Genomic DNA, 21,122 nt, shown 5'->3' with positions numbered 1-21,122 from the left:
GTGCGGGGAACTACACCTTGTCTTTTACATTCCAAGGTAAAAGTGAATCGATATCTGGCGATCCAACACATAAACGATCTAGACAATACCTAATATAATCGTAAGGGATTAATCCGTTTGCCTTTGCTGTTTCTACAATGCTGTAAAGCATTGCACTTGAATCTGCACCAGCCGTTGAACCCGAAAATAACCAGTTTTTCCGGCCGATAACAAACGGTTTAACCGCTCGCTCTGCTCGATTGTTATCAATAGATAACAATCCATCATCAATATAACGAACTAATTTATCCCATTGATTTAATGTATAGCTAATCGCCTCACCTAATTTTGTTTTAGGTGATACTCGACTAACTGCGCTATCAAGCCAATCACGGAGCTCTTTAAGTAAATCGCGGGCTTCTGTCTGCCTAGCAACATACTTGGCTTCAGGGGAAGCCTCTTTTAATAACGATTCGATCCGGTATAGCTTTTGGATTTTACTCAATACCCAATCTGCACTCCCTGTTTTCCCTTTTACTTGAACACGTTGAGCCTCAATAAATCGTCGACGTGCGTGTGCCCAACAGCCAACTAAAATCGCTTCAGTTTGTTCATAACCTTGGTAACCATCGGTATGTAAATACCCGTTATAACCTTTTAAAAAGTTAACTGGATGGTAGCCATGCCTGCTAGATTGATAATCATAAAGTACAATTCCAGGCAAAACACCAGAGCCTGGAGAATCATAGCCAGAGCAGTAGACCCACATATAACATTGTCGACTTTTGCAACATCCAACAGATTTACCGATGTATCATCACAATGCAGAGGGGGATGTTCAAGCGAAATACGATGTAACTCGTTATTAAGAGGGGTAAATAGTACCGAGCATTTTATTAACCAATCCGCCATCGTTCGCCGTCCAATAATGATACCCCATTGCTGAAATAACGTTTCTTGACGATAAAGTGGAAGACTGTATTGAAATTTAGCCGTAATAATTTGAGCAAGTAAACTTGCGGTCGCAATCCCTTTAGGGATTGGTGACGCTGGCATTGGGGCTTGTTTAATGTCTACTGAAGTATTGTTTTTTTCACAATTTCGGCAAGCATATTTAGGACGAACATGTTGAATAACTTCCACTTTAGCTGGTACAAATTCCAACTTTTCACTGATGTCTTTACCCATCGCATGCATCTCTAGACCGCAACACTTACAAGTTTTATCTTTTATGTCGTGGATAATAACAGTACGCGGTAAGTCTTCAGGTAAGCGTTGGCGTTTTGGCTTTTGACGAGTGTAGGTAATCGTTTGTGTGTCATCATTTTCAATGATGATTTCTTCTTCTGTTTCATTGAATAAATCAAATTGAGTCGAGTCAGATTCACTGCTTTTACCAAAGCGCTGATGTTGAGCCAGTCGAAATTGCTCTAGAAGACGGTTATATTTATTTTCAAGCTGAAGCACAAGTGCTTTCAGCTCGTCAATGGTATCAGGAAGTGGTTTTATTTTATCAGTCATGTAGATGACTATATAACGATAATACAGGTAATCAATCGGTTGCCTCCTATTCTTGACTGAGAATCAACTATTTAAAGGGTTGTTTGATAATGTACCGGTTGATGTCCTAAGATATCAAAACCTTGTAATAGCAGTGTCAGTTGCTGCTCTGATAATGCTAACGTATCGTTATTTATATTTCGTGGCCATTTGAAGCGGTCTTCATCTAATCGCTTGTACCATAAAGCGAATCCTGTTTTATCCCAATACAATATTTTGAGTTTATCACGAGGCTTATTGCAAAATATAAATAGAGCATCACTAAACGGTGATAGTTGCATTTCTTGCTCAACAATCACGACAAGGCCATTAATGGCCTTGCGAAAATCGACAAAATCACGATGAAGATAAATGGTGGAAATATCAGTAAATACATTCATGATTGATACCCTTTTAATAAGAGTCCTATCCAGTGAGGTTCAGTATTAGCTGGCAATGTTAATCGCAATTTTCCGATAGAAAGTTGAATATCTGGTAATTGTGGAGTGGCGATGATAGTTGATGTTAACGCTTCTACTTTCAAGAAAGTAGAAGCGTTAATCTTTTGTTTCCATCGTGCTTTACGTGCACTAAATGTCTTTGGCAGAATATTATGGTTACGACAAAATTCAGCGGCACTAAGCTTGCTAGATTGCTGAGATTCAAATAGAGCGTGCCATTGCTCTGGTGTTCTCTTTTTATCTTTTTGCATAATTACGTTCTCGTTAAATGAAAGATCGTAAGATACGCATAATGAATTTTATTTGTTAGGTGTAGTTCCCCGCACGCTTACAAAAGGCAAACGAGAAGGGGGTTATCGTAGGTAGCTTAGGGAGTATTATTTCTGTTTTAGGTACAATGTCGATGGAAATATCATGGCCTTGGTATGCGCCGATTGGAACGTGTGTTTTTCTTGTTTTAGGCGTGTTCGTCAGTCGTTATTGGGGAAGTATTAGTGCTGAACAGAAGATGTTTATTGATGGTCAAAAGCAGTTATTTTCGAAACCATTGCGAAGTCATTATGGCTTATTAGTTTTTGCTGTATTTACTATTGCTGCTTGTGCGGTTATTCCTGATTGGATTTATTCTGCCCTTTCTCATGAATGATGATAGGTATGAGTATCGAGGAGAAAAAGGTGGCTTGATTATGATGTCAAACCACCCTTTTTTATTCTAAAGTTACTCTTTCTCTTCAATGCCACCAAGTGCTTTGAAAAGGTCAGGCAGTAGAGCGTCAAGCTCTGAACTCATTAGAGAGAAATCAGCATCAAAACGAGCGGCTTTATCTTCAAAACCAATATCTTCGTTTTGATCTTTTACATCATCGCTGAATTTAAGGCGTTTTAGCGATAAATCATCTGCAAGGATAAACTCTAAACGGTCTTGCCATGTTAGCGCTAATTTAGTCACAACTTTGTTAGCATCAATATGAGCGTGAATTTCATCACACACTAATTCTTGTTGTTTACAACGGATCACGCCGCCGTCTTCTAAAATCGCTTTTAATTCTGCTTCTTCACCCATCTCAAAACCTTGAGGAGTGACGCCTGTTTTAACCCATTCGGTTAATGCATTCTCAATCGGTTGAGTGGCCGTTAGGGGAACAACAGGTAAGCTGCCAATAGATTTACGCAGTAATGCTAATAAATCTTCTGCTTTTTTGTAGCTACCAGCATCAACAATAATAAAACCAGATTCAGGAAGAATTAACGCATACGTTTGTTGGTGCTTGCTGAATGCACGAGGCAGTAAATCAATCACGATGTCATCTTTGATTGAATCTTTCTCTTTTTTCTTAAGAGGACGACCTTGTTCAAGTTCCATCGCATCAATTTTTGCGTTCATTGATTCTTTGATTACAGAAGCCGGAAGCATTTTTTCTTCTTTCTTAACACAGATAAGAATGTTGTTGCTTGCTACGTGAGTCAGCATATCGCCATGACGTCCCATTGCAGTTACCCAGCCAAATTTTTGCATATCTTGGCTGCCACAAGGTGTGAAACGGAAATCGTTCAGTTGTTTTTCAAGTTGCTCAGGATTGATATCAATCTCTTTAGTAAAACGATAAATTAAACAATTTTTAAACCACATCATGCTGCTGAATTCCTGTCTTTTTTAAGTCCGCTTATGATAGGAGATTTTGACGCATTATGCTTGTAGAGTTTTCGGGATTTTAAGGAAATGGCCACAAGGTTGAAATTCAATGATGAAATTATGAACTTTTCTTTTCAATAGTCACAAAAGTGTCATAATTACCTCTAATAATAGCGTTATAAATTTTGTTGGTTAAATTAGGTAAAGATAATGTCTAGAAGGATACTTGTCGTAGAAGATGAAGCGCCAATTCGTGAGATGCTGTGCTTTGTATTAGAGCAGAAAGGATACGAACCAATTGAAGCGGAAGATTATGATACTGCGCTTGCTTTACTCTGCGAACCCTACCCAGATTTAATTTTGTTGGATTGGATGTTACCTGGTGGCTCTGGCATTAATTTAATCAAACATCTTAAGCGTGATGAATTTACGAAAAAGATCCCTGTTGTGATGTTAACCGCTCGGGGTGAAGAAGAAGATAAAGTGCGTGGCCTTGAAGTGGGGGCGGATGACTACATAACAAAACCATTCTCACCAAAAGAATTAATGGCGCGTTTAAAAGCGGTAATTCGTCGTGTTTCACCGACTTCTGTTGAAGAATTAATTGATGTTCAAGGATTAAAACTTGATCCGGTTTCTCATCGAGTGACGGCAAATGATAAGCCGTTAGACATGGGACCAACAGAATTTAAAATGCTGCATTTCTTTATGACACATCAAGAACGTGTATATAGTCGTGAACAGTTATTGAATAACGTATGGGGCACTAACGTCTACGTTGAAGATCGCACTGTTGATGTTCATATTCGTCGTCTTCGTAAAGCGCTAGAAGCAGAAGGGCATGATCGTTTGGTTCAAACGGTTCGTGGTGCTGGCTACCGTTTTTCTGTGCAATGCGCATAACCGTCAATTATTAACGTAAAGGTAGGCTAAATGGTTGAGCGTCTGTCATGGAAAAAGCTGGTTGGAGAATTGGCTTTTTTCTATGTTCCTTGGATTATTGTAGGGTACTTATTTGATGCCTTATGGCCATTGTTGTTTCTCGCGTCGTTTATTTTATTGATTTGGCATTTGCACAATCAAATTAAAATGTCTCGTTGGTTACATGAAGGACGAAAAGCCACTCCGCCCTCAGCTTCTGGCAGTTGGGAGCCTATTTTTGATGAAACTTATCGTTTACAAAAACGTCATAAAAAACGCCGTAAAGAGTTATCTGTTTTAATTCGACGATTCCGACAAGGGGCAGAAGCATTGCCTGATGCCGTGGTGGTATTTCGTCATGAAGGTAACATTGTGTGGTGTAATTCTTTAGCGCAATCGCTATTGGGCTTTCGTTGGCCTGAAGATTCGGGTCATCCGATAACGAATTTAATTAGACCCCCTGATTTTGTACAGTATTTATTGGCGCAACAATTTGATATTCCATTGGATATGCCATCGCCAATTAATTCAGACAAAACCTTAGAAATACGTATCGCACCTTACAGTGAAGGCGAGTACTTGATGGTGGTGCGTGATGTTACTCAAATCAAGCAGCTCGAAGGCATGCGCCGTAATTTCTTTGCCAATGTATCGCATGAGCTACGTACACCAATGACGGTGCTTCGTGGTTATTTAGAAATGTCAGAAGATCCAGACATGCTTGTTGGCCCTATGTGGAATAGAGCGCACGGAGTCATGACAGAACAATTAACTCGGATGGAGGGGTTAGTTGAGCAACTATTAACGCTTTCTAAAATTGAAGCCGCCGCAACATCGATGTTAGAAGATGAAGTTGATGTACCGGCAATGCTTGATATTTTAGAGAAAGAAGCACAGGCGTTAAGTGGTGATAGAAACCATAATATTACGTTTAATATTGATCGCTTGCTTAAAGTTCAAGGCGATGAAGATCAATTACGAAGCGCGATTTCTAATTTGGTATACAACGCGGTTAAGCATACAACGGATGGTGCAAATATCGTCATTGATTGGCGTCTTTCTTCTGCGGGAGCGAAACTTAAAGTTACGGACAGCGGACAAGGGATTGAAGCGCAACATATTCATCGTTTAACCGAGCGTTTTTATCGAGTAGATAAAGCTCGTTCAAGAGAAACTGGTGGCAGTGGTTTAGGATTAGCTATTGTAAAACATGCGCTTAGCCATCATGATTCGCAATTAGAAATACAAAGCAAACTGGGTAAAGGGAGCACTTTCTCGTTTGTATTACCGAAAAAACTCATTCTAAAGTAGAGCATAATGAACGGATTTTATAGCACGAAGCGTAAGTGGTATCAGGTACTCACCCCTGTGGCACTGCTTTGGCTATGCGTTATTAATAATGGTATGGCTTATGATGGGCAATTGGCTCATTACGAGAGAGTATCAGGTGTCTCGGGGAATTTATCGTCGATAGGATCTGATACTTTAGCGAACATGATGACATTATGGGCAGAAGATTTTCAACGTATTTACCCTCGCGTTAATATTCAAATTCAAGCTTCTGGCTCATCAACGGCACCGCCAGCCTTAATCGAAAGCACCGCACAATTTGGTCCTATGAGCAGAAAAATGCGGCAAAGTGAAAAAGCGGCTTTTGAAAGACAATTTGGTTATCCTCCCACTGAAATCCGAGTCGCTATTGATGCTCTCGGAATTTTTGTTCATCAAGATAACCCAATTCAAGGGCTTAATTTCACCCAACTCGACGCCATTTTTTCAGCTACGTTACGTTGCGGAGCCGTAAAACCGATTAATCGTTGGCAAGATCTTGGATTAACAACAAGTTGGGCAAAACATAGAATTCAATTGTTTGGTCGAAACTCCGTGTCAGGCACTTATGGTTATTTTAAAATTAATGCCTTATGTGATGGCGACTTCAAGGTTAATGTTAATGAACAACCCGGTTCCGGGTCTGTGGTTCAAGGGGTTTCAGCCTCACTGAATGGTATTGGTTATTCTGGGGTGGGATATAAAATGTCTGGCGTTAAATTGATACCAATCAGTCGAGATGGAACCGATTACATTAATCCTACGACCGATAATATTATTAATGGTCAATATCCGTTAGCTCGATTTTTATATTTATACATAAATAAACCGCCTACGGCTAAATTACCGAAACTTGATGCTGAATTTATTCGCTATATGCTTTCAGAAGAAGGGCAACTAAGAGTAGAACAAGACGGATATATCGCACTTTCTGAACGGTTTGTTTTACAAGAATTATCGAAGTTGGATTTACATTAAGTAAATTAAAGAATCAGGAATGATGAACGTTTGTTGTCATTCAATTGTCACCCATATTTATTAATATCAATAAGAAAACAGAGGTTAACTCATCATGGCATACGCCAAACCTAATCAGATCACTCGAGATAAACAACGTCGTGTTGTTGATCTGATTATACGTGTTTGGGTGAAATCCAGTGGCGTAGGGATCATTGCGGCACTTATGCTTATCTGTTTTTATTTACTTGCTGTCATTGCCCCCATTTTTACGCCGGTCTCTGTTGAACCGTCTCATCAATATACTGCTCAATACTCGAATGCGACGTTAGCGATTGGCTCGGATGAACAAGGTAAAATGGTTTATCGTATTGATGACAGTGGTAAGGTGCAATTTATTGATTTAACCAATAACGAATTTGTTAGCGAACAACAAATTGTTGAACATCCAACCACATTTACGGCCACTATCGAAAGCCAAGATTGGTTTGCTTTTGGTGACGATAAAGGGAAAGTGACATTTTCTCAGATAGGTTTTCAGACCAATTATAAAAATGGTAAGCGACAACTTATCCCCTTTGCTGAGAAGTTTACGCCTTTTCCATCAATTCAAGTGGATGATAAAAAACAACCACTGACACAATTAGCGTTAAGTTTAACTCCCATTGAAGGTGTTATTTTAGCCAAAACTCAAGATGAACGATTTTTGGGTGTGGAACTCGATGGTTCTGTAAATAAAATGACAGGGGAAACTATTTGGAAAGCACAAGCGATTGAATTTAAAGCGATGGGCAGCACCAAAGGATTGCTTTCAATGGTCATTACACCAAATAACGATTTCATTTATTTATTGTTTGAGCATGAACTCCAAGTATGGACATTAAAAGATCATAAAGCGGAATTGCGAGAGAGCATTACTCTTAATGGCGTCGCGCAAAAATTAACATTGTTAGCAGGGGCAAACTCGGTATTAATCCAGTTTGCAGATGGCAGCGTGTCTCAATGGTTTGATACGATTAATAATGAAAAACGCTCATTAACGTCTATTCGTTCGTTCACGTTTGATGCTCCAATAGCACAATTAGCCCCTGAAGTTTACCGAAAAGGGGTAAGCGTGATTGATACTGAAGGTCAGTTATCCATTATTCATACGACGACAGAAAAAACATTATTCAGCCAACATCTGTTTAATAATAAAGTACTCGCTGTTACTCAACCACCGAATGCTGAGAAATTAATTGTTTTAACGGACAAGGGATGGGAATGCTTTAGTGTGACCAACCCTCACCCTGAAGTGAGCGTTCAATCATTGTTTGGGAAAATGTGGTACGAAGGGTACCCTGAGCCGACGTATACTTGGCAATCAACCGCAGCTAATGATGATTTTGAATCTAAATTCAGTTTAATGCCACTGGCTTTTGGTACGTTAAAAGCCGCATTTTATGCGTTGATATTTGCGGGTCCAATTGCGATTGGTAGCGCAATTTATACTGCGTATTTTATGTCAGCGAATGTACGTCGTTATGTTAAACCTACCATTGAAATTATGGAGGCTTTACCAACGGTTATTATTGGTTTGTTAGCGGGAATTTGGCTAGCTCCCATTATCGAAAATAATTTAACCGCCGTATTTAGCCTATTTATACTTTTTCCCTTAAGCATGATGATTATTGCCTTTATCTGGCATATTTTACCTGCTCATATAATGAGAAGGCTGCCTCGTGGTCAGCATGCCATTTTATTGATCCCCGCGCTGATTGGTGTGGGTTATCTCACATTTAACTATGGTTATGTTATTGAAGGGTGGTTTTTTGCTGGGGATTTAAGAAATTACCTTGGTGATAAAGGGTTAGGTTACGATCAACGTAATGCATTGGTCGTTGGTTTAGCCATGGGGGCCGCTATTATCCCTACTATTTATACCATTGCAGAAGACGCGATCTTCTCTGTTCCTAAGCATTTATCCGAAGGGTCATTAGCACTGGGTGCTACTCAATGGCAAACGTTAACTAAAGTGGTGTTATTAACCGCAAGCCCGGGTATATTTTCTGCCGTGATGATGGGATTAGGGCGTGCCGTAGGTGAAACGATGATCGTATTAATGGCGACAGGTAACACACCAATCATGGACGGAAACATTCTAGAGGGCATGAGAACATTGGCTGCGAATATTGCGATTGAAATGCCTGAATCTGAAATGGGAAGTACACACTTTAGAATGCTCTTTTTAGCGGCCTTTTTATTATTTGTTTTCACTTTCTTTGTGAACTCGTTGGCGGAGTGGGTTCGCCAAGGGTTACGCGAAAAGTACCGTAGTTTGTAGGCTGGTTTAAATGAAAATAAAGCATTGGATTAAATCAGGATCACCTTGGATATGGTTAACGGCTGGCTCAGTAAGCATCAGTATGATCACCGTGCTTGGGATCTTATTGCTTATCGGGTGGAAAGGGTTATCTTATTTTTGGCCTACGTCTTTGCAAGAATGGAAGACTGTAGAAGGTAATGTTGTTATTGGGCAACTTTATGACGTGCAAAAAATCCACAGTAATAATACGGAGAAAAAAGAACGTTTAGTGATTAAAGTCGGCAACAGAGACGTCAATGGTTTTGACTTTATTAGCTTAGACAGAGACCAAATAGCATCGGTGAGCAAACCAAAAGACTTAGTGGTGGTCGATAGAGTTCAGCACGGTAAGTTTTTTGGGACAATAATTAAAGCCTCAAGTGGTTTAGAACTTACTCGCCAACAAGTCGAATCTTGGGTGAAAAGTGAAAAAGCAAAAATAGATTTATTAGAGCAAGAACAACACAAGTTATATAAATTATTGGACGATCTTCCTGCGTTAAATTTGTCGAATGATGCATTTACACAAAAAGAGAAAACGTTAACGGAAGAGCTAACGTCGATTTCAAATCAGCTAACTCAAAGCTATTTAGTGTTAAAAGACAGCCAAAATCAATCTTACTTATTAAGCAGCGATAATGTCGTTAATATTTGGTACCCGAATGCGATGATCTTAAGTGAACAGCTTTCTCATTGGGTAAATACATTATATGACTTTTTATCTGAGCCTCCACGTGAAGCGAATTCTGAAGGCGGTGTATTTCCTGCCATTTTTGGTACCATTTTATTGGTGTTATTGATGTCAATTATCGTGATGCCATTAGGGGTGATCGCGGCTATTTATTTACATGAGTATGCAAAGCCAAATATATTAACTCGATTAGTTCGGATTGCCGTTATCAATTTAGCGGGTGTTCCTTCTATTGTTTATGGTGTTTTTGGGTTGGGATTTTTTGTTTATGTTGTTGGTGGAACGATTGACCAATTATTTTACTCAAACCAATTACCTACACCAACGTTTGGTACTCCTGGTCTATTATGGTCAGCACTTACGTTGGCAATTCTCACATTGCCCGTTGTTATTGTTGCTACAGAAGAGGGTTTAAGTCGTATCCCTAATTCAGTTCGTCATGGTTCGTTAGCGCTTGGGGCAACTCAATTTGAAACCTTATGGAAAATTGTGTTACCGATGGCCAGTCCTGCGATAATGACGGGATTAATTCTAGCAGTAGCAAGGGCAGCAGGAGAGGTTGCCCCATTAATGTTGGTCGGAGTGGTAAAGCTTGCACCATCATTGCCGATTGATAGCGTTGCACCTTATTTACATTTAGACCGAAAATTTATGCACCTTGGCTATCATATTTATGACGTTGGTTTTCAAAGCCCAAATGTAGAAGCCGCTCGACCAATTGTGTATGCCACGGCCTTTTTATTAGTGACTGTGATTATTGGTTTGAACTTAACCGCTATCGCGATTCGTAATAATTTACGAGAAAAATACAGAACGTTGGAGTTGTAGTTATATGTATTCATTATCACCAGATCTGTCTTTTTTATCATCAATGGATGTCAATGATTTAGCTGATGAAAGTACAGCGATAGAGATCAATAATCTGAGTTTGTCTTACGACAAAGCATCGGCGCTTTCAAATATTGATATGCGTATACCAAAAGGTCAAGTAACGGCATTTATTGGTCCATCAGGTTGTGGTAAATCAACTCTGTTACGCTGCATTAATCGAATGAATGATTTAGTCGATAATTGTAAGATTAGTGGCTCAATTAAATTGTTTGGTGATGATATTTATCAACCAAATACTGACATCCCATCGTTACGTCGTCGTGTTGGAATGGTGTTTCAACGACCAAATCCGTTTCCTAAGTCTATTTATGAGAACGTAGTTTATGGTTTACGTTTACAAGGGATTAAAGAAGCGCGAGTATTAGATGAAGCGGTAGAAGAAGCCTTAAAAGCTGCTGCATTATGGGACGAAGTAAAACATCGTTTGCATGAAAATGCATTTGGATTATCTGGTGGTCAACAACAGCGTTTAGTTATTGCCAGAGCGATTGCTATTGAACCTGAAGTTTTGTTATTAGATGAACCAACGTCAGCATTGGATCCTATTTCAACCTTGACGATTGAAGAGCTTATTTACGAATTGAAAAGTAAATATACGGTAGTTATTGTAACGCATAACATGCAACAAGCGGCTAGAGTTAGTGATCACACCGCTTTTATTAACCAAGGTAAATTGGTTGAATATGGTAATGCGAATACAATTTTCACCTCTCCAAAACACAAACAAACTGAAGATTACATTACAGGTCGTTACGGCTAAACGTTTCGATTTACTTACCTTAATAAGGACATTCCATGCAACTTGGTCGACATATTTCAGGCCAATTTAACACCGAGCTTGAAGCCATTAGAACCCATGTATTAACCATGGGGGGAATGGTAGAGCAACAGCTTATCTACGCACTTGAAGCGTTGCATAATCACGATGCCGAGCTGGCAAAGCGGGTAATGCATGAAGATCACAAAGTGAATGCCATGGAAGTGGCGATTGATGAAGCTTGTACTAGAATTATAGCTAAGCGCCAACCTACCGCGAGTGACTTGCGTTTGGTCATGGCAATTATTAAAACCATCACTGATCTTGAGCGTATTGGCGATGTGGCCTCTCAAATAGCCAAAGTCTCATTAGAAAATTTTACGAATAAACAGCATTCATTATTAGTATCACTCGAAGCTCTTGGTCGACAATCAGTCAAAATGATGCACTCGGTACTTGATGCATATGCTCGTATGGATGTAAAAGCCGCAACAGAAGCGTACAAGTTTGATGATAAAATTGATGAAGAATATGAAGCCGTAATACGTCAATTAATTAAATATATGATGGAAGACCCAAGTTCGATTCCAAGTGTCATGAAAGTGATGTGGGCTGCAAGAGCAATTGAACGAGTTGGCGATCGTTGTCAGAATATTTGTGAATACATTATTTACTTTGTAAAAGGTAAAGATGTTCGTCATATCGGCAATCAAAATATTGATGATGTTATACATTAAGTGATTGACTTAAATATAATAATCCAATAGATATTTTGAATGAGAACCTTTATTTATCATTCGAACAGAGTATATTATGAACTATTGCATAAACTTTATGCGATGCATGAGATATATAAATCGAATAAATAGATCTTAGTAATCCTAAAATAATGAAGGGAAATATTATGAATAAAGTTTTAGTTGGTACGTGTGCTGCATTATCGTTAATGTCATCAGCAGTAATGGCTGATAGTACGCCTGTGATGTTCTCATCATTAAATGGCTTTAATGCCCCTGCAGCAAGTGAAGTTAAAGGTGTTCGCCTTGCCGCTTTACATGGCAAAACGGGTGATGTAACTGGTGTTGATTTCGCATTAGGTATGTCTGAAAGTGATAATTTAACTGGTGTTAACTTCCCTCTGTTTATTGGTGCAAACAAAGTTAATGGCAACATGACGGGCGCATCTTTTGGCTTATTCAATTGGCATAAAGGCGAAGATGTTGGTGCTAACTTAGGTTTTGTTAACATTACGAACGATGTGACTGGTGCTAACCTTTCTGCAGTAAACTACTCAGAAGGTTACACAATGGTTGATGTTGGTGTTGCAAACCTTTCAAATGATTCACATGTTCAAGTTGGTTTATTTAATATGACATCTGACATTAAAGGTGTTCAGATCGGTCTTATCAACTGTGCGGAAAACGGTTTCCTACCTTGCTTTCCATTCGTAAACTTTGCGATGTAAGTTGATTTAAAAAATTAAATAAAAATGGCGCTGCTTTATTACAAAGCCGCGCCATTTTTGTATCTGTTTAATTAATATGTGGTTGGTATTAAAAAGTAAATGTCATAAGTAGTCACGCAAAAGTTATTGTGAATTTTTCGCCGTAATAATTTAATATGTTTTTGATGTTAATACTGAGGTCTTCAAACGTTTTGAACGCTTCACATGGTAACCATTCATATTTTACTTTCTTCCACAATATCTCAATGATATTGAGCTCTGGAGAGTACGGTGGTAGATAACAAACTAATACATCATTCATCAACCACTCATGCAATTTTTGTTTAAATTTTGCTGACCTATGAAAAGAGGCATTATCTAAGATAATAAAGCATGGCTTATCGTTTTTTCGTGCGTTGATAAAGTGCTCAAATGCATCAATTACTGTATCGGTAGTTACTCTTCCTTCCGTTGTTTGAAAACTCAATTTACCTTGTCTACTTAAGAAGCCAAGAACATTGAGCCGTTTGCTGTGTGAATGAGCAGGCCTTAGCGATTGAACACCGATAGGTCCCCAACAATAAGGAAGATTAGATTTCTGACTAAAGCCTGACTCATCAAAATAAAAGAGTTCACATTTATTCGTACGTTCCATTTCAATCAATGAATTCAATATATTACTGAAATTATTGAATTTCATATCGTCACGCTTTAACTTTAATGAGTGTCGGGCTCTTTTGTAACTGTAATCACTTTTTTTATATTTCGTTTAATAGTGTCTAAGCTGGATTTTTTACCTGTTTCTTCTTCAAGTATTGCTTGTGCTCGTTTAAGTTGATGTGGCTCTTCATCAACCAATGACTTCAAACGATATACTTCTGCTTCTGTGTAAATAGGTTTTCTACCTATACGAACAGCGTCATACAATCCGAGCATTCCACAGGCTTCCCAATGGTCTATCCATGACGATATGGTCTCAAATTTAGCGTCTAAAATATCAGTTAACGCTAAAATAGAGTAGCCTTTATCACTGAGAATAATCGCATGTGCTCGTATTCTTACTCTATTTTTTGGATGATTAGCGATCGCTTCTTTTAGGGTTATTTTTTCATTGTCTGTTAAAGGATTAACTGCTTTCATTATGATATAGACACTGACGTTAAAATACTCATTTTAATACCATATGGATATATGGATATATGGTAAAGGCGAAATCTTCATTCTCGAAAACTTATCATTAACTACTTACCAATATTAAAGTTAGTCGATAAATCATAAGGAATATAAGTATCACTCATTGGGAAATAGTTAAGATCAATACCAGCTCTTAAGCCTACTTGCTCAGTTGCTTGGAAAACATAAGCCGCGCCAAGGCTTGAACCTAATGTACTTTCTTTTGTTGTATCTCCACTTTTGGTTTTTTTACCATCATAGTTAGCAACTCCGACTTCAAATTGCACACCGTGTATTTTTGCTGAACCAAACATCTGTTGAACACCAAAACGATATGAATCTATGGTTTCGTCATACATTGAACTGCTATAAACCGTGCGACCATAACTTACATAGGCAGCATCGAAACCAAGTGCATCAGTCACACCTGCTTGAATACCAAAACCACCATAAGGACCAATCTTAATTTCTGGTGATATATGGATGTTATTAGCAAATGTATTTGCACTGAATAAAGTTGCGATAGCAAGGACTAGGTGTGTTTTTTTCATCTTGGATACTCTCTCATAATAGTTTAAAAGCATCCGTGCTTTGTTTAATTTTTAATTGTTTTGATGGGGAGGGGGGGAATAATAAAAAAGTGCCCTACCAATCCTTGGTGGGGCGAGAGTTATTTATTTAAAGCTGTATTGAACACCAACACCGCCAGCAACATCTGATGATGAGTAGCTGCCAGATGATTCATAATGGAAAGTACCAGAAACACTCAATTTCTCATTGATACCATAAGCACCACCCAGTGCTAATGCCTCTTTAGAACCCGAGAAACCGACGCCAGCACCTATCGCGAATTCACCATTAGTTACAAATGGACGCGCATTGGCGACCGCATGTAAGCCTGCACGAACACCATCGATTTTTTCATCTTGCTCGTTGAAGCGACGGTTGTTTTCTTCTGCTATCGTTTTAAAGTCATTTTCTAGTGTGGTAATGCGTTCACCGTCAGTTGTGTGTGGAATTCCCCAATCTGGAGAGTCATCCATTGGTGGTTGCACCGGAACTTGAGGTTGAGGTCGCTCAGGTGAATTATCGTCCATCGGTGGTTGAGTTGGACCTAGTCCCCAGTCGGGAGTGCTTCCAAAATTAGGACTTGGTCGTTCTGATACAGATGGAATAGAGTTGTCAATTCCTGGAAGTTCTGCTGGGTTCTGAATGGTTTCTGCCATAACAGAAGAAGAAAAGATGGCAGTTAGGGATAGTGCTAAAATAGTTTTTTTCATTTTATAACTCTCAATATTAATCATAAATTAGATTTAGTAATGAGCGTCCTTGCTTACCGATAAATCTGTTTCCGTTTGATGGAATGAATAATATTGAGAATGGTGATTACTTTCTAATCACCAGTTATTATATCAATAATAAGTACTGCTTATTATTTGGTTTGTTTTACCCTTTATTTATAAGTATTTAGTGGTGGGCATCAGATAATAAATCAGTAATGAGTTGATTTAGCCACGAGTGCAACGCGTTTTTCTTATGTCTTTGATGGTAATAGCTGTAAATAGGGTAATTTAAAGGAATATGATCCAGTGCAAGATCAATGCGCCTTAAGCCTAAGTACTGGTGAGTAGGAAACAACGACGTTGAAGGAAAATACATATTAGTATGTTGAACAACATCAATTAACGCCATTGGTAACTCTGAGCGAAAACCAATTTTATGTTTGATATTTAAATTTTCTAAGACTTTACCTGCGAGACTTTTATTATCGTTCCAACCTGGAATAATTAAAGAGGCAAGTTCATATCCTTCAAAGTCATGAGGGGTTGCTATTTGTTTTTTTATTGGGTGATCGGTTCTAACAATCACACAGCCTTTAATAGTCATTAAGTTACTTGAAATGAGCTCTTTTGGAACGTTGTCATACTCATAATTAATCGCGATATCTAGCTTTCCTTTGGTTAGATCGCTGAAGGTTGATGCTGACCAATTAAATAATTGTAAGTCGACATTAGGCGCGTTTTCTCTTATTTCGTGAAATAAAGCACCAGATAGGCAGGTCAATACTTGAGGAGCCAGTGCTATTTTTAGTGTCTGTTGTAACTCGCTTGGCTGAAAGTTTTTTGAGGTATTTAATACCGATGATAATCCATCAAGATAAGGGTGAATGCTTTCCGCTAACTCTTCAGAAAATGGCGTAGCTTTTAGGCCATGATGAACTTTCACAAAGAGCTCGTCATCAAAATGATTACGCAGCTTTTGTAATGCTTGGCTGATTGCGGGTTGAGACACAAATAAACGCTCAGAAGCTTTTCGCATATTCAATTCTTGAGAGAGAATTAAAAAAGTTCTTAGTAAGTTTAAATCTAACGTTGCAAAGAGATCTTTTGCCATATCTACTTATTTCCTATCAATAAATTGAGTTATTAAATAACTCTTCACGCATCCTTCGTTAACTCTTCTTATTGTATTGAATTTATGATGAAAAAGTATGTGTTTTTTAGATGCTGTAAATTATTACAGCTATTTAAAAACCTATAGAGCGAGTCTAATAATTCTTAATGAATTGATACAAATTGAATAGAGAGAATCTTCACACTTTCTTCACGATCTCTTCTTTATAGTATTCATATTGCGAATTAAGACCAAACTCAACACGATAACGATAGGATTAAATTTATAATGAAAAAGTATTTGTTTTTACTAATGGCTGCAACCTCAACAAGCGTATTCGCAGCACCATACGTAGGCTTAGAATATGGCGTAACAAACATGAGCCATGATTACTCTACGACTTTTTCAGATAATGTGTCTCTAACGCCTGATGATTCAAGTTCCGCTTTTGGTGGTTTTGTTGGTTATCGTTTTAACGAGTTTGGTTTAGAACTAGGTTATAAGAAATTTGAGAGTGATGACTCTAATAGTAAGAGATTATCTTATGTTCCACCTGTAGAAACAGAACGCGAGTGGAATGCTGATTTAGATGCGACTCAATTTACATTGAAACCAGTCTATTTTCATAATTTCAATGAGAAATTACAATTAAAAATAGGTCTAGGTTTAACGTATACTCAATATAAATATGATTCATCAGCGTATACAGAAACGGAAAATGATTTAACAGATCAAGAGTCAATTTCTGATTATGAACATGGAACGTCTAAATCAGAAAGTGTATTTGGTGCTATCGCAAGCGTAGGCATTGAATACATGGTGATCCCAAACCTAGCATTGGGCGCATCAGCAAGCTACCAAGTAGATAATATTGCGAATTCATCTTCATTCATGTTGAGTTCAGCTTACTACTTCTAATATGTAGTCATAGAAATTCATTAATCAAATTGGAAATAAATAAAATGAAAAAAATTATATTAGTAAGTGCATTAGTATTGGCATCATCAAGTGCGTTTGCAGCTCAAAACACTCAAGTGGTTAAAGGTGGTTTCACTGGGCCAAGTACGGTTACAGTGAATACGGTTCAAGTTGCTAAAGAAGCAAAAGATGATACACCAGTGACGTTAATTGGCTATATTGTTGCTTCATTAGGTGACGAAGAGTATCAATTTAAAGATGCAACAGGTGAGATGATTGTTGAGATTGATCATCGTGATTGGAATGGCATTGAAGCAACGCCTGAAACAAAATTAGTGATTCAAGGTGAAGTTGATAAAGAATGGAAACATACAGCCGTTGATGTAAATACGGTTCAACTAGCAAAATAATGAGCTGATTGTTTTCGATGAAAAAGGCCAGAGATAATTCTCTGGCCTTTTTATTTTATAGTGTATTTATTTGATGTTTTGTCTTACCGCATCGATTTTTTTAGAGTCAGTAACAGGGACAATAAAATCATCTAAATCACCGGCCCCCATTTTTACGCCGTCTAGCATCAATTTCATTTTACTTGGGCGTGTTGATTTACCTGATAAATGAATTTCAGTAACGCCTGTTTTTTCAATGATCTCTTTGGCATTTTCTGCGGTGACACCAGCTCCTGCAAGTATTTTAAAGCGGCCATTAGCCAGTTTTACCATATCATTTAATACTGTCATACCATCATAAGCATTCGCCGCTAATCCTGACGTGAGTATTCTCTCACAACCTAACTCAGCAATGTTCTCAATCGCTTTTTTATAATTGGAACATTGATCTACAGCACGGTGGAAAGTCACACCCAAGTCATTATCATTCGCTATTTTCATCAATCGAGTGGACAACGGCATGTCGATATCACCGTTTGCTTTTAGCACCCCAAATACAACGCCCTGTAAACCAGCTAGTTTAGCTGCATGAATGTCTTCAATCATGGCGGAGATATCATCATTATCATAGAGAAAATCGCCTTGACGAGGACGGATCATGGCATAAACCGGAACAGAAGAGATCGCTGCTGCTTTTTTCATAAAACCAAAGCTTGGTGTTAAACCACCGAGAGCAAGGGAAGAGCAAAGCTCAATTCTATCGGCACCACCATTTATCGCATTATGCAGAGATTCTAAGTTGTCGATACAGACTTCAATTTGGATAGGCATGAGAGTTTAGTCAAAATAATAGAGAATTTTTTAGTGTAAGGGAAAGTCGACTTTGGATGTGTGAAGAGTACGTCAAAATTGATGAGCAGATTAAGAGATTTGTTCAAATAAAGAAAAAGCCCTGAAGATAACTTCAGGGCTTTTAGTATTAGGCAAACTTTCTGATTTTAGGCTACTGCGTTTATACGCTTTTAATATTCTAGCCACATGCACCGTTGAGCGTAGGTGCATTCGAGTACTTTATTTAAAATACTCTATCTTAGCAATTACTTGCTTAGGTCGTCAGCGTGTTCAGATAGGAATGCTGCAACGCCTTTTGGAGATGCGTCCATACCTGCTTTGCCTTCTTCCCATTGTGCTGGACAAACTTCACCATTCTTCTCGTGGAAGTTTAGCGCGTCTACCATACGTAGCATTTCGTCGATGTTACGACCTAGTGGAAGATCGTTAACTACTTGATGACGAACAAGGCCATCAGCATCGATTAGGAAAGAACCACGGAAAGCAACACCAGCTTCTGGATGCTCAACGTCGTATGCTTTACAGATTTCGTGCTTAACGTCAGCAACTAGTGGGTACTTAACTTGACCAATACCGCCATCTTCGATAGCCGTGTTACGCCATGCGTTGTGAGAGAATTGTGAATCAATTGAGATACCAATTACTTCCGCGCCTTTAGCTTGGAAATCAGCTAGACGGTTGTCAAAAGCGATTAGCTCTGAAGGACAAACGAAAGTGAAGTCTAGTGGGTAGAAAAATACTACCGCTTTCTTACCTTTAGTGAATTCTTTGAAGTTGAAGCTATCAACGATCTCGCCGTTACCTAGAACAGCTGCAGCAGTAAAGTCTGGTGCTTGACGACCTACTAGTACCATTTTTGAATCTCCTAAAAGTTAGATTTTCCAAACTTCGTGTTTGGCTTTGTTTTTCAATACAATAAATTGTTTCAACAGGACAAACTATAGTACAAAAGGTATGATTGAAAAAAGCGAATTAAATAGATTGATGTAATCGAGAAAAGCGATGACTAAGTGGCCTTCATTAAAACAGTTACACTACTTTATTACTCTGCATGAAACTCGCCATTTTGGTGAGGCGGCAGAAAAATGTTTTGTGAGTCAATCAACATTAAGTAAAGGGATACAGAACCTTGAAGAGCTGATTGGTTGCCCATTATATGAGCGTGATAAAAAAACATTAATATTTACTCCAATTGGTGAAAAGGTTGTGGATCAAGGCCGCGAACTTTTAGCTAAAGGGCAAGATTTAATCGAACTTGGCTCTCTATGTCAGGGTGATGCAATGCAAGGACAGCTTCGTGTTGGTTGTATTCCGACGATTGCGCCTTTCTTATTGTGTGATTTAGTACAAGAAGTGAATAAGAGCTATCCACAACTGACCTTGCTATTAAGAGAAGATACAACAACAAATTTATTGGCCGCATTAAGACAGGGACAATTAGACGTTCTTATCTTAGCGTTACCGGTTGATATTTCAGGCATGGAAAGTTTGGTGGTTGGTTCTGATCCATTCAAAATGGTGATCAGTAAAGATCAAGTGAATTCTATTTCTACACCTATTCGTTACGATGAATTACCTGATGAGTTTGTTTTCTTATTAGAGAAAGAGCATTGTTTAACAGAGCATGCGGTTTCGGCATGTAAATTAACCAGCAAAGAAAAAATCAACCCTTTTACTGCAACGAGTCTGCATACGTTAGTGCAAATGGTGGCGAATGGATTAGGGACAACCTTTATTCCTCAAATGGCGATAAAACACGGATTACTTGATAATCAAAACTTGGTTGTTGTTGAACCACCCGGTCAAGAAGCCTCTCGAGACATTGGATTAGTATGGCGTCCAAGCTCTTCTCGCTTACAAACCTTCCATCAACTAGCAGAGGTTGTTAAAGGTATTTTATAATCTTTAATTCAAAACTTTGATATCAAGAGGCGTTTATTTATTCATTTAAATAAGCGCCTTTCTACTTTTGAATACTGTGAGGTTTTAGTGACCGAATTCTCATTTCTGTATATTTAATCGTAAACAGATCCGACCTGTCTATCTTTCCCTTTCTTGTTGTATATCGTCAGATTCTTTCTACCTACCCTTAAATAAGAGTCGCTCTTTTGTTTTTTTATGTCTATCCCTCTGTTTTATTTGTGTAATTAAAAGTGTGAATTTTACATGTTCAATTTTACAGGTTTAATTTGTGTAATTTTATTACGTTTTTACTGGATCTTTAATGTCTTTCAATGTTGATTGATTGTTAAAATTAATTTTTGACAATTGCCTCTATAGAGCATTTACTCATAACTCAACTTACTGAGGTTTAGCGACATATTGCTGATTTTTTAAGTAGTTATTAGCCTTTGGTAGGGGTTGTAATTGAATCTATCTTTAAGGAATGTAATAGGAGTTCACGGAAAAACAGTTTAATAGGATGAGACATAAAAACTAAAAGGTAGTTT

20 protein-coding genes and 2 pseudogenes are annotated in these 21,122 nt (G+C 38.2%); 12 read left to right on the top strand and 10 right to left on the bottom strand.

Annotation, left to right across the window (positions count from 1 at the left end; translation table 11 throughout):
• Window positions 1-10 precede the first annotated feature (10 nt).
• The 3 genes and pseudogenes from VSAL_RS22570 to tnpA form a co-directional block, all read right to left on the bottom strand.
• A pseudogene (locus VSAL_RS22570) lies at window positions 11-1,500 on the bottom strand (IS66-like element ISVsa2 family transposase).
• Window positions 1,501-1,571: 71 nt separating this feature from the next.
• Complete coding sequence (gene tnpB, locus VSAL_RS12855; protein WP_012549126.1) at window positions 1,572-1,919, bottom strand: IS66 family insertion sequence element accessory protein TnpB; 348 nt, start codon at window positions 1,917-1,919, stop codon at window positions 1,572-1,574.
• A complete protein-coding gene (gene tnpA, locus VSAL_RS12850; RefSeq protein WP_012548925.1) occupies window positions 1,916-2,230 on the bottom strand; it encodes an IS66 family insertion sequence element accessory protein TnpA in 315 nt (104 codons plus the stop codon). The genes tnpB and tnpA overlap by 4 nt, the downstream gene beginning before the upstream one ends.
• Window positions 2,231-2,313: 83 nt before the next feature.
• Between tnpA and VSAL_RS12845 the strand changes: the two are divergent.
• Window positions 2,314-2,625, top strand: a pseudogene (locus VSAL_RS12845) (sodium:solute symporter); the annotation flags it as partial.
• Window positions 2,626-2,697: 72 nt separating this feature from the next.
• On the opposite strand, the gene rdgC reads toward VSAL_RS12845, so the two are convergent.
• Entirely contained in the window at window positions 2,698-3,609 is a 912-nt protein-coding gene (gene rdgC / locus VSAL_RS12840; RefSeq protein ID WP_026025370.1) for a recombination-associated protein RdgC, read from the bottom strand.
• Window positions 3,610-3,822: 213 nt separating this feature from the next.
• Between rdgC and phoB the strand changes: the two genes are divergently transcribed.
• The 8 genes from phoB (at window position 3,823) to VSAL_RS12800 (ending at window position 12,967) form a co-directional block, all read left to right on the top strand.
• Window positions 3,823-4,515 carry a phosphate regulon transcriptional regulator PhoB gene (gene phoB, locus VSAL_RS12835; protein ID WP_012550941.1) on the top strand — a complete coding sequence of 231 codons (693 nt, stop codon included), beginning with the start codon at window positions 3,823-3,825 and terminating at the stop codon, window positions 4,513-4,515.
• Window positions 4,516-4,545: 30 nt separating this feature from the next.
• Window positions 4,546-5,844 carry a phosphate regulon sensor histidine kinase PhoR gene (gene phoR, locus VSAL_RS12830; RefSeq protein ID WP_012550940.1) on the top strand — a complete coding sequence of 433 codons (1,299 nt, stop codon included), beginning with the start codon at window positions 4,546-4,548 and terminating at the stop codon, window positions 5,842-5,844.
• Between the two features lie 6 nt (window positions 5,845-5,850).
• A complete protein-coding gene (locus tag VSAL_RS12825) occupies window positions 5,851-6,840 on the top strand; it encodes a PstS family phosphate ABC transporter substrate-binding protein (protein ID WP_012550939.1) in 990 nt (329 codons plus the stop codon).
• Window positions 6,841-6,934: 94 nt separating this feature from the next.
• Entirely contained in the window at window positions 6,935-9,142 is a 2,208-nt protein-coding gene (locus VSAL_RS12820) for an ABC transporter permease subunit (protein ID WP_012550938.1), read from the top strand.
• A 10-nt stretch (window positions 9,143-9,152) separates the two neighbouring features.
• On the top strand, window positions 9,153-10,682 hold the full coding sequence (gene pstA / locus VSAL_RS12815; RefSeq protein WP_012550937.1) for a phosphate ABC transporter permease PstA: 1,530 nt from the start codon (window positions 9,153-9,155) through the stop codon (window positions 10,680-10,682).
• Window positions 10,683-10,686: 4 nt separating this feature from the next.
• Window positions 10,687-11,505: a phosphate ABC transporter ATP-binding protein PstB gene (pstB, locus tag VSAL_RS12810; protein ID WP_012550936.1), complete on the top strand. Its 819-nt coding sequence runs from the start codon at window positions 10,687-10,689 to the stop codon at window positions 11,503-11,505.
• A gap of 35 nt (window positions 11,506-11,540) precedes the next feature.
• Window positions 11,541-12,239, top strand: coding sequence for a phosphate signaling complex protein PhoU (gene phoU / locus VSAL_RS12805; RefSeq protein ID WP_012550935.1), 699 nt, complete (start codon window positions 11,541-11,543; stop codon window positions 12,237-12,239).
• A gap of 167 nt (window positions 12,240-12,406) precedes the next feature.
• Window positions 12,407-12,967: a VC2662 family protein gene (locus VSAL_RS12800; RefSeq protein ID WP_026025368.1), complete on the top strand. Its 561-nt coding sequence runs from the start codon at window positions 12,407-12,409 to the stop codon at window positions 12,965-12,967.
• Window positions 12,968-13,079: 112 nt separating this feature from the next.
• Here VSAL_RS12800 and VSAL_RS22865 read toward each other — a convergent pair.
• The 4 genes from VSAL_RS22865 to VSAL_RS12775 form a co-directional block, all read right to left on the bottom strand.
• A protein-coding gene (locus VSAL_RS22865; protein ID WP_085941784.1) for an IS630-like element ISVsa8 family transposase occupies window positions 13,080-14,086 on the bottom strand; the annotation gives its coding sequence in 2 pieces (ribosomal slippage) (window positions 13,080-13,708 and window positions 13,708-14,086; 1,008 coding nt in all).
• 101 nt (window positions 14,087-14,187) lie between these two features.
• Window positions 14,188-14,670 (bottom strand): hypothetical protein, encoded by a 483-nt coding sequence (locus VSAL_RS12785; protein WP_044583313.1) that lies wholly within the window; start codon window positions 14,668-14,670, stop codon window positions 14,188-14,190.
• Between the two features lie 123 nt (window positions 14,671-14,793).
• A complete protein-coding gene (locus VSAL_RS12780; RefSeq protein WP_012550933.1) occupies window positions 14,794-15,423 on the bottom strand; it encodes a YadA C-terminal domain-containing protein in 630 nt (209 codons plus the stop codon).
• 163 nt (window positions 15,424-15,586) lie between these two features.
• The gene (locus tag VSAL_RS12775) at window positions 15,587-16,513 is read right to left on the bottom strand and encodes a LysR family transcriptional regulator (RefSeq protein WP_012550932.1); all 927 of its coding nucleotides are present in this window, start codon (window positions 16,511-16,513) and stop codon (window positions 15,587-15,589) included.
• Window positions 16,514-16,801: 288 nt separating this feature from the next.
• On the opposite strand from VSAL_RS12775, the gene VSAL_RS12770 reads away from it, so the two are divergent.
• Entirely contained in the window at window positions 16,802-17,431 is a 630-nt protein-coding gene (locus tag VSAL_RS12770; RefSeq protein WP_012550931.1) for an AcfA family outer membrane beta-barrel protein, read from the top strand.
• A gap of 44 nt (window positions 17,432-17,475) precedes the next feature.
• Window positions 17,476-17,841, top strand: coding sequence for a NirD/YgiW/YdeI family stress tolerance protein (locus VSAL_RS12765; protein WP_012550930.1), 366 nt, complete (start codon window positions 17,476-17,478; stop codon window positions 17,839-17,841).
• A 66-nt stretch (window positions 17,842-17,907) separates the two neighbouring features.
• Here VSAL_RS12765 and VSAL_RS12760 read toward each other — a convergent pair whose 3' ends face one another.
• Window positions 17,908-18,651, bottom strand: coding sequence for a copper homeostasis protein CutC (locus tag VSAL_RS12760; RefSeq protein WP_012550929.1), 744 nt, complete (start codon window positions 18,649-18,651; stop codon window positions 17,908-17,910).
• 266 nt (window positions 18,652-18,917) lie between these two features.
• Window positions 18,918-19,526: a peroxiredoxin C gene (locus tag VSAL_RS12755; RefSeq protein ID WP_012550928.1), complete on the bottom strand. Its 609-nt coding sequence runs from the start codon at window positions 19,524-19,526 to the stop codon at window positions 18,918-18,920.
• A gap of 148 nt (window positions 19,527-19,674) precedes the next feature.
• On the opposite strand from VSAL_RS12755, the gene VSAL_RS12750 reads away from it, so the two are divergent.
• Window positions 19,675-20,574 (top strand): hydrogen peroxide-inducible genes activator, encoded by a 900-nt coding sequence (locus tag VSAL_RS12750; RefSeq protein ID WP_012550927.1) that lies wholly within the window; start codon window positions 19,675-19,677, stop codon window positions 20,572-20,574.
• Window positions 20,575-21,122 lie beyond the last annotated feature (548 nt).

The sequence above is a fragment of the Aliivibrio salmonicida LFI1238 genome, assembly GCF_000196495.1.
Lineage (GTDB): Bacteria > Pseudomonadota > Gammaproteobacteria > Enterobacterales > Vibrionaceae > Aliivibrio > Aliivibrio salmonicida.
This window is presented reverse-complemented; position numbering and strand designations above follow the sequence as displayed.

Excerpts from the sequence above, each read along its gene's own strand:
- tnpB (WP_012549126.1), bottom strand. The coding sequence starts at position 1,919 with ATGAATGTATTTACTGATATTTCCACCATTTATCTTCATCGTGATTTT.
- tnpA (WP_012548925.1), bottom strand. The coding sequence starts at position 2,230 with ATGCAAAAAGATAAAAAGAGAACACCAGAGCAATGGCACGCTCTATTT.
- rdgC (WP_026025370.1), bottom strand. The coding sequence starts at position 3,609 with ATGTGGTTTAAAAATTGTTTAATTTATCGTTTTACTAAAGAGATTGAT.
- phoB (WP_012550941.1), top strand. The coding sequence starts at position 3,823 with ATGTCTAGAAGGATACTTGTCGTAGAAGATGAAGCGCCAATTCGTGAG.
- phoR (WP_012550940.1), top strand. The coding sequence starts at position 4,546 with ATGGTTGAGCGTCTGTCATGGAAAAAGCTGGTTGGAGAATTGGCTTTT.
- VSAL_RS12825 (WP_012550939.1), top strand. The coding sequence starts at position 5,851 with ATGAACGGATTTTATAGCACGAAGCGTAAGTGGTATCAGGTACTCACC.
- VSAL_RS12820 (WP_012550938.1), top strand. The coding sequence starts at position 6,935 with ATGGCATACGCCAAACCTAATCAGATCACTCGAGATAAACAACGTCGT.
- pstA (WP_012550937.1), top strand. The coding sequence starts at position 9,153 with ATGAAAATAAAGCATTGGATTAAATCAGGATCACCTTGGATATGGTTA.
- pstB (WP_012550936.1), top strand. The coding sequence starts at position 10,687 with ATGTATTCATTATCACCAGATCTGTCTTTTTTATCATCAATGGATGTC.
- phoU (WP_012550935.1), top strand. The coding sequence starts at position 11,541 with ATGCAACTTGGTCGACATATTTCAGGCCAATTTAACACCGAGCTTGAA.
- VSAL_RS12800 (WP_026025368.1), top strand. The coding sequence starts at position 12,407 with ATGAATAAAGTTTTAGTTGGTACGTGTGCTGCATTATCGTTAATGTCA.
- VSAL_RS12785 (WP_044583313.1), bottom strand. The coding sequence starts at position 14,670 with ATGAAAAAAACACACCTAGTCCTTGCTATCGCAACTTTATTCAGTGCA.
- VSAL_RS12780 (WP_012550933.1), bottom strand. The coding sequence starts at position 15,423 with ATGATTAATATTGAGAGTTATAAAATGAAAAAAACTATTTTAGCACTA.
- VSAL_RS12775 (WP_012550932.1), bottom strand. The coding sequence starts at position 16,513 with ATGGCAAAAGATCTCTTTGCAACGTTAGATTTAAACTTACTAAGAACT.
- VSAL_RS12770 (WP_012550931.1), top strand. The coding sequence starts at position 16,802 with ATGAAAAAGTATTTGTTTTTACTAATGGCTGCAACCTCAACAAGCGTA.
- VSAL_RS12765 (WP_012550930.1), top strand. The coding sequence starts at position 17,476 with ATGAAAAAAATTATATTAGTAAGTGCATTAGTATTGGCATCATCAAGT.
- VSAL_RS12760 (WP_012550929.1), bottom strand. The coding sequence starts at position 18,651 with ATGCCTATCCAAATTGAAGTCTGTATCGACAACTTAGAATCTCTGCAT.
- VSAL_RS12755 (WP_012550928.1), bottom strand. The coding sequence starts at position 19,526 with ATGGTACTAGTAGGTCGTCAAGCACCAGACTTTACTGCTGCAGCTGTT.
- VSAL_RS12750 (WP_012550927.1), top strand. The coding sequence starts at position 19,675 with ATGACTAAGTGGCCTTCATTAAAACAGTTACACTACTTTATTACTCTG.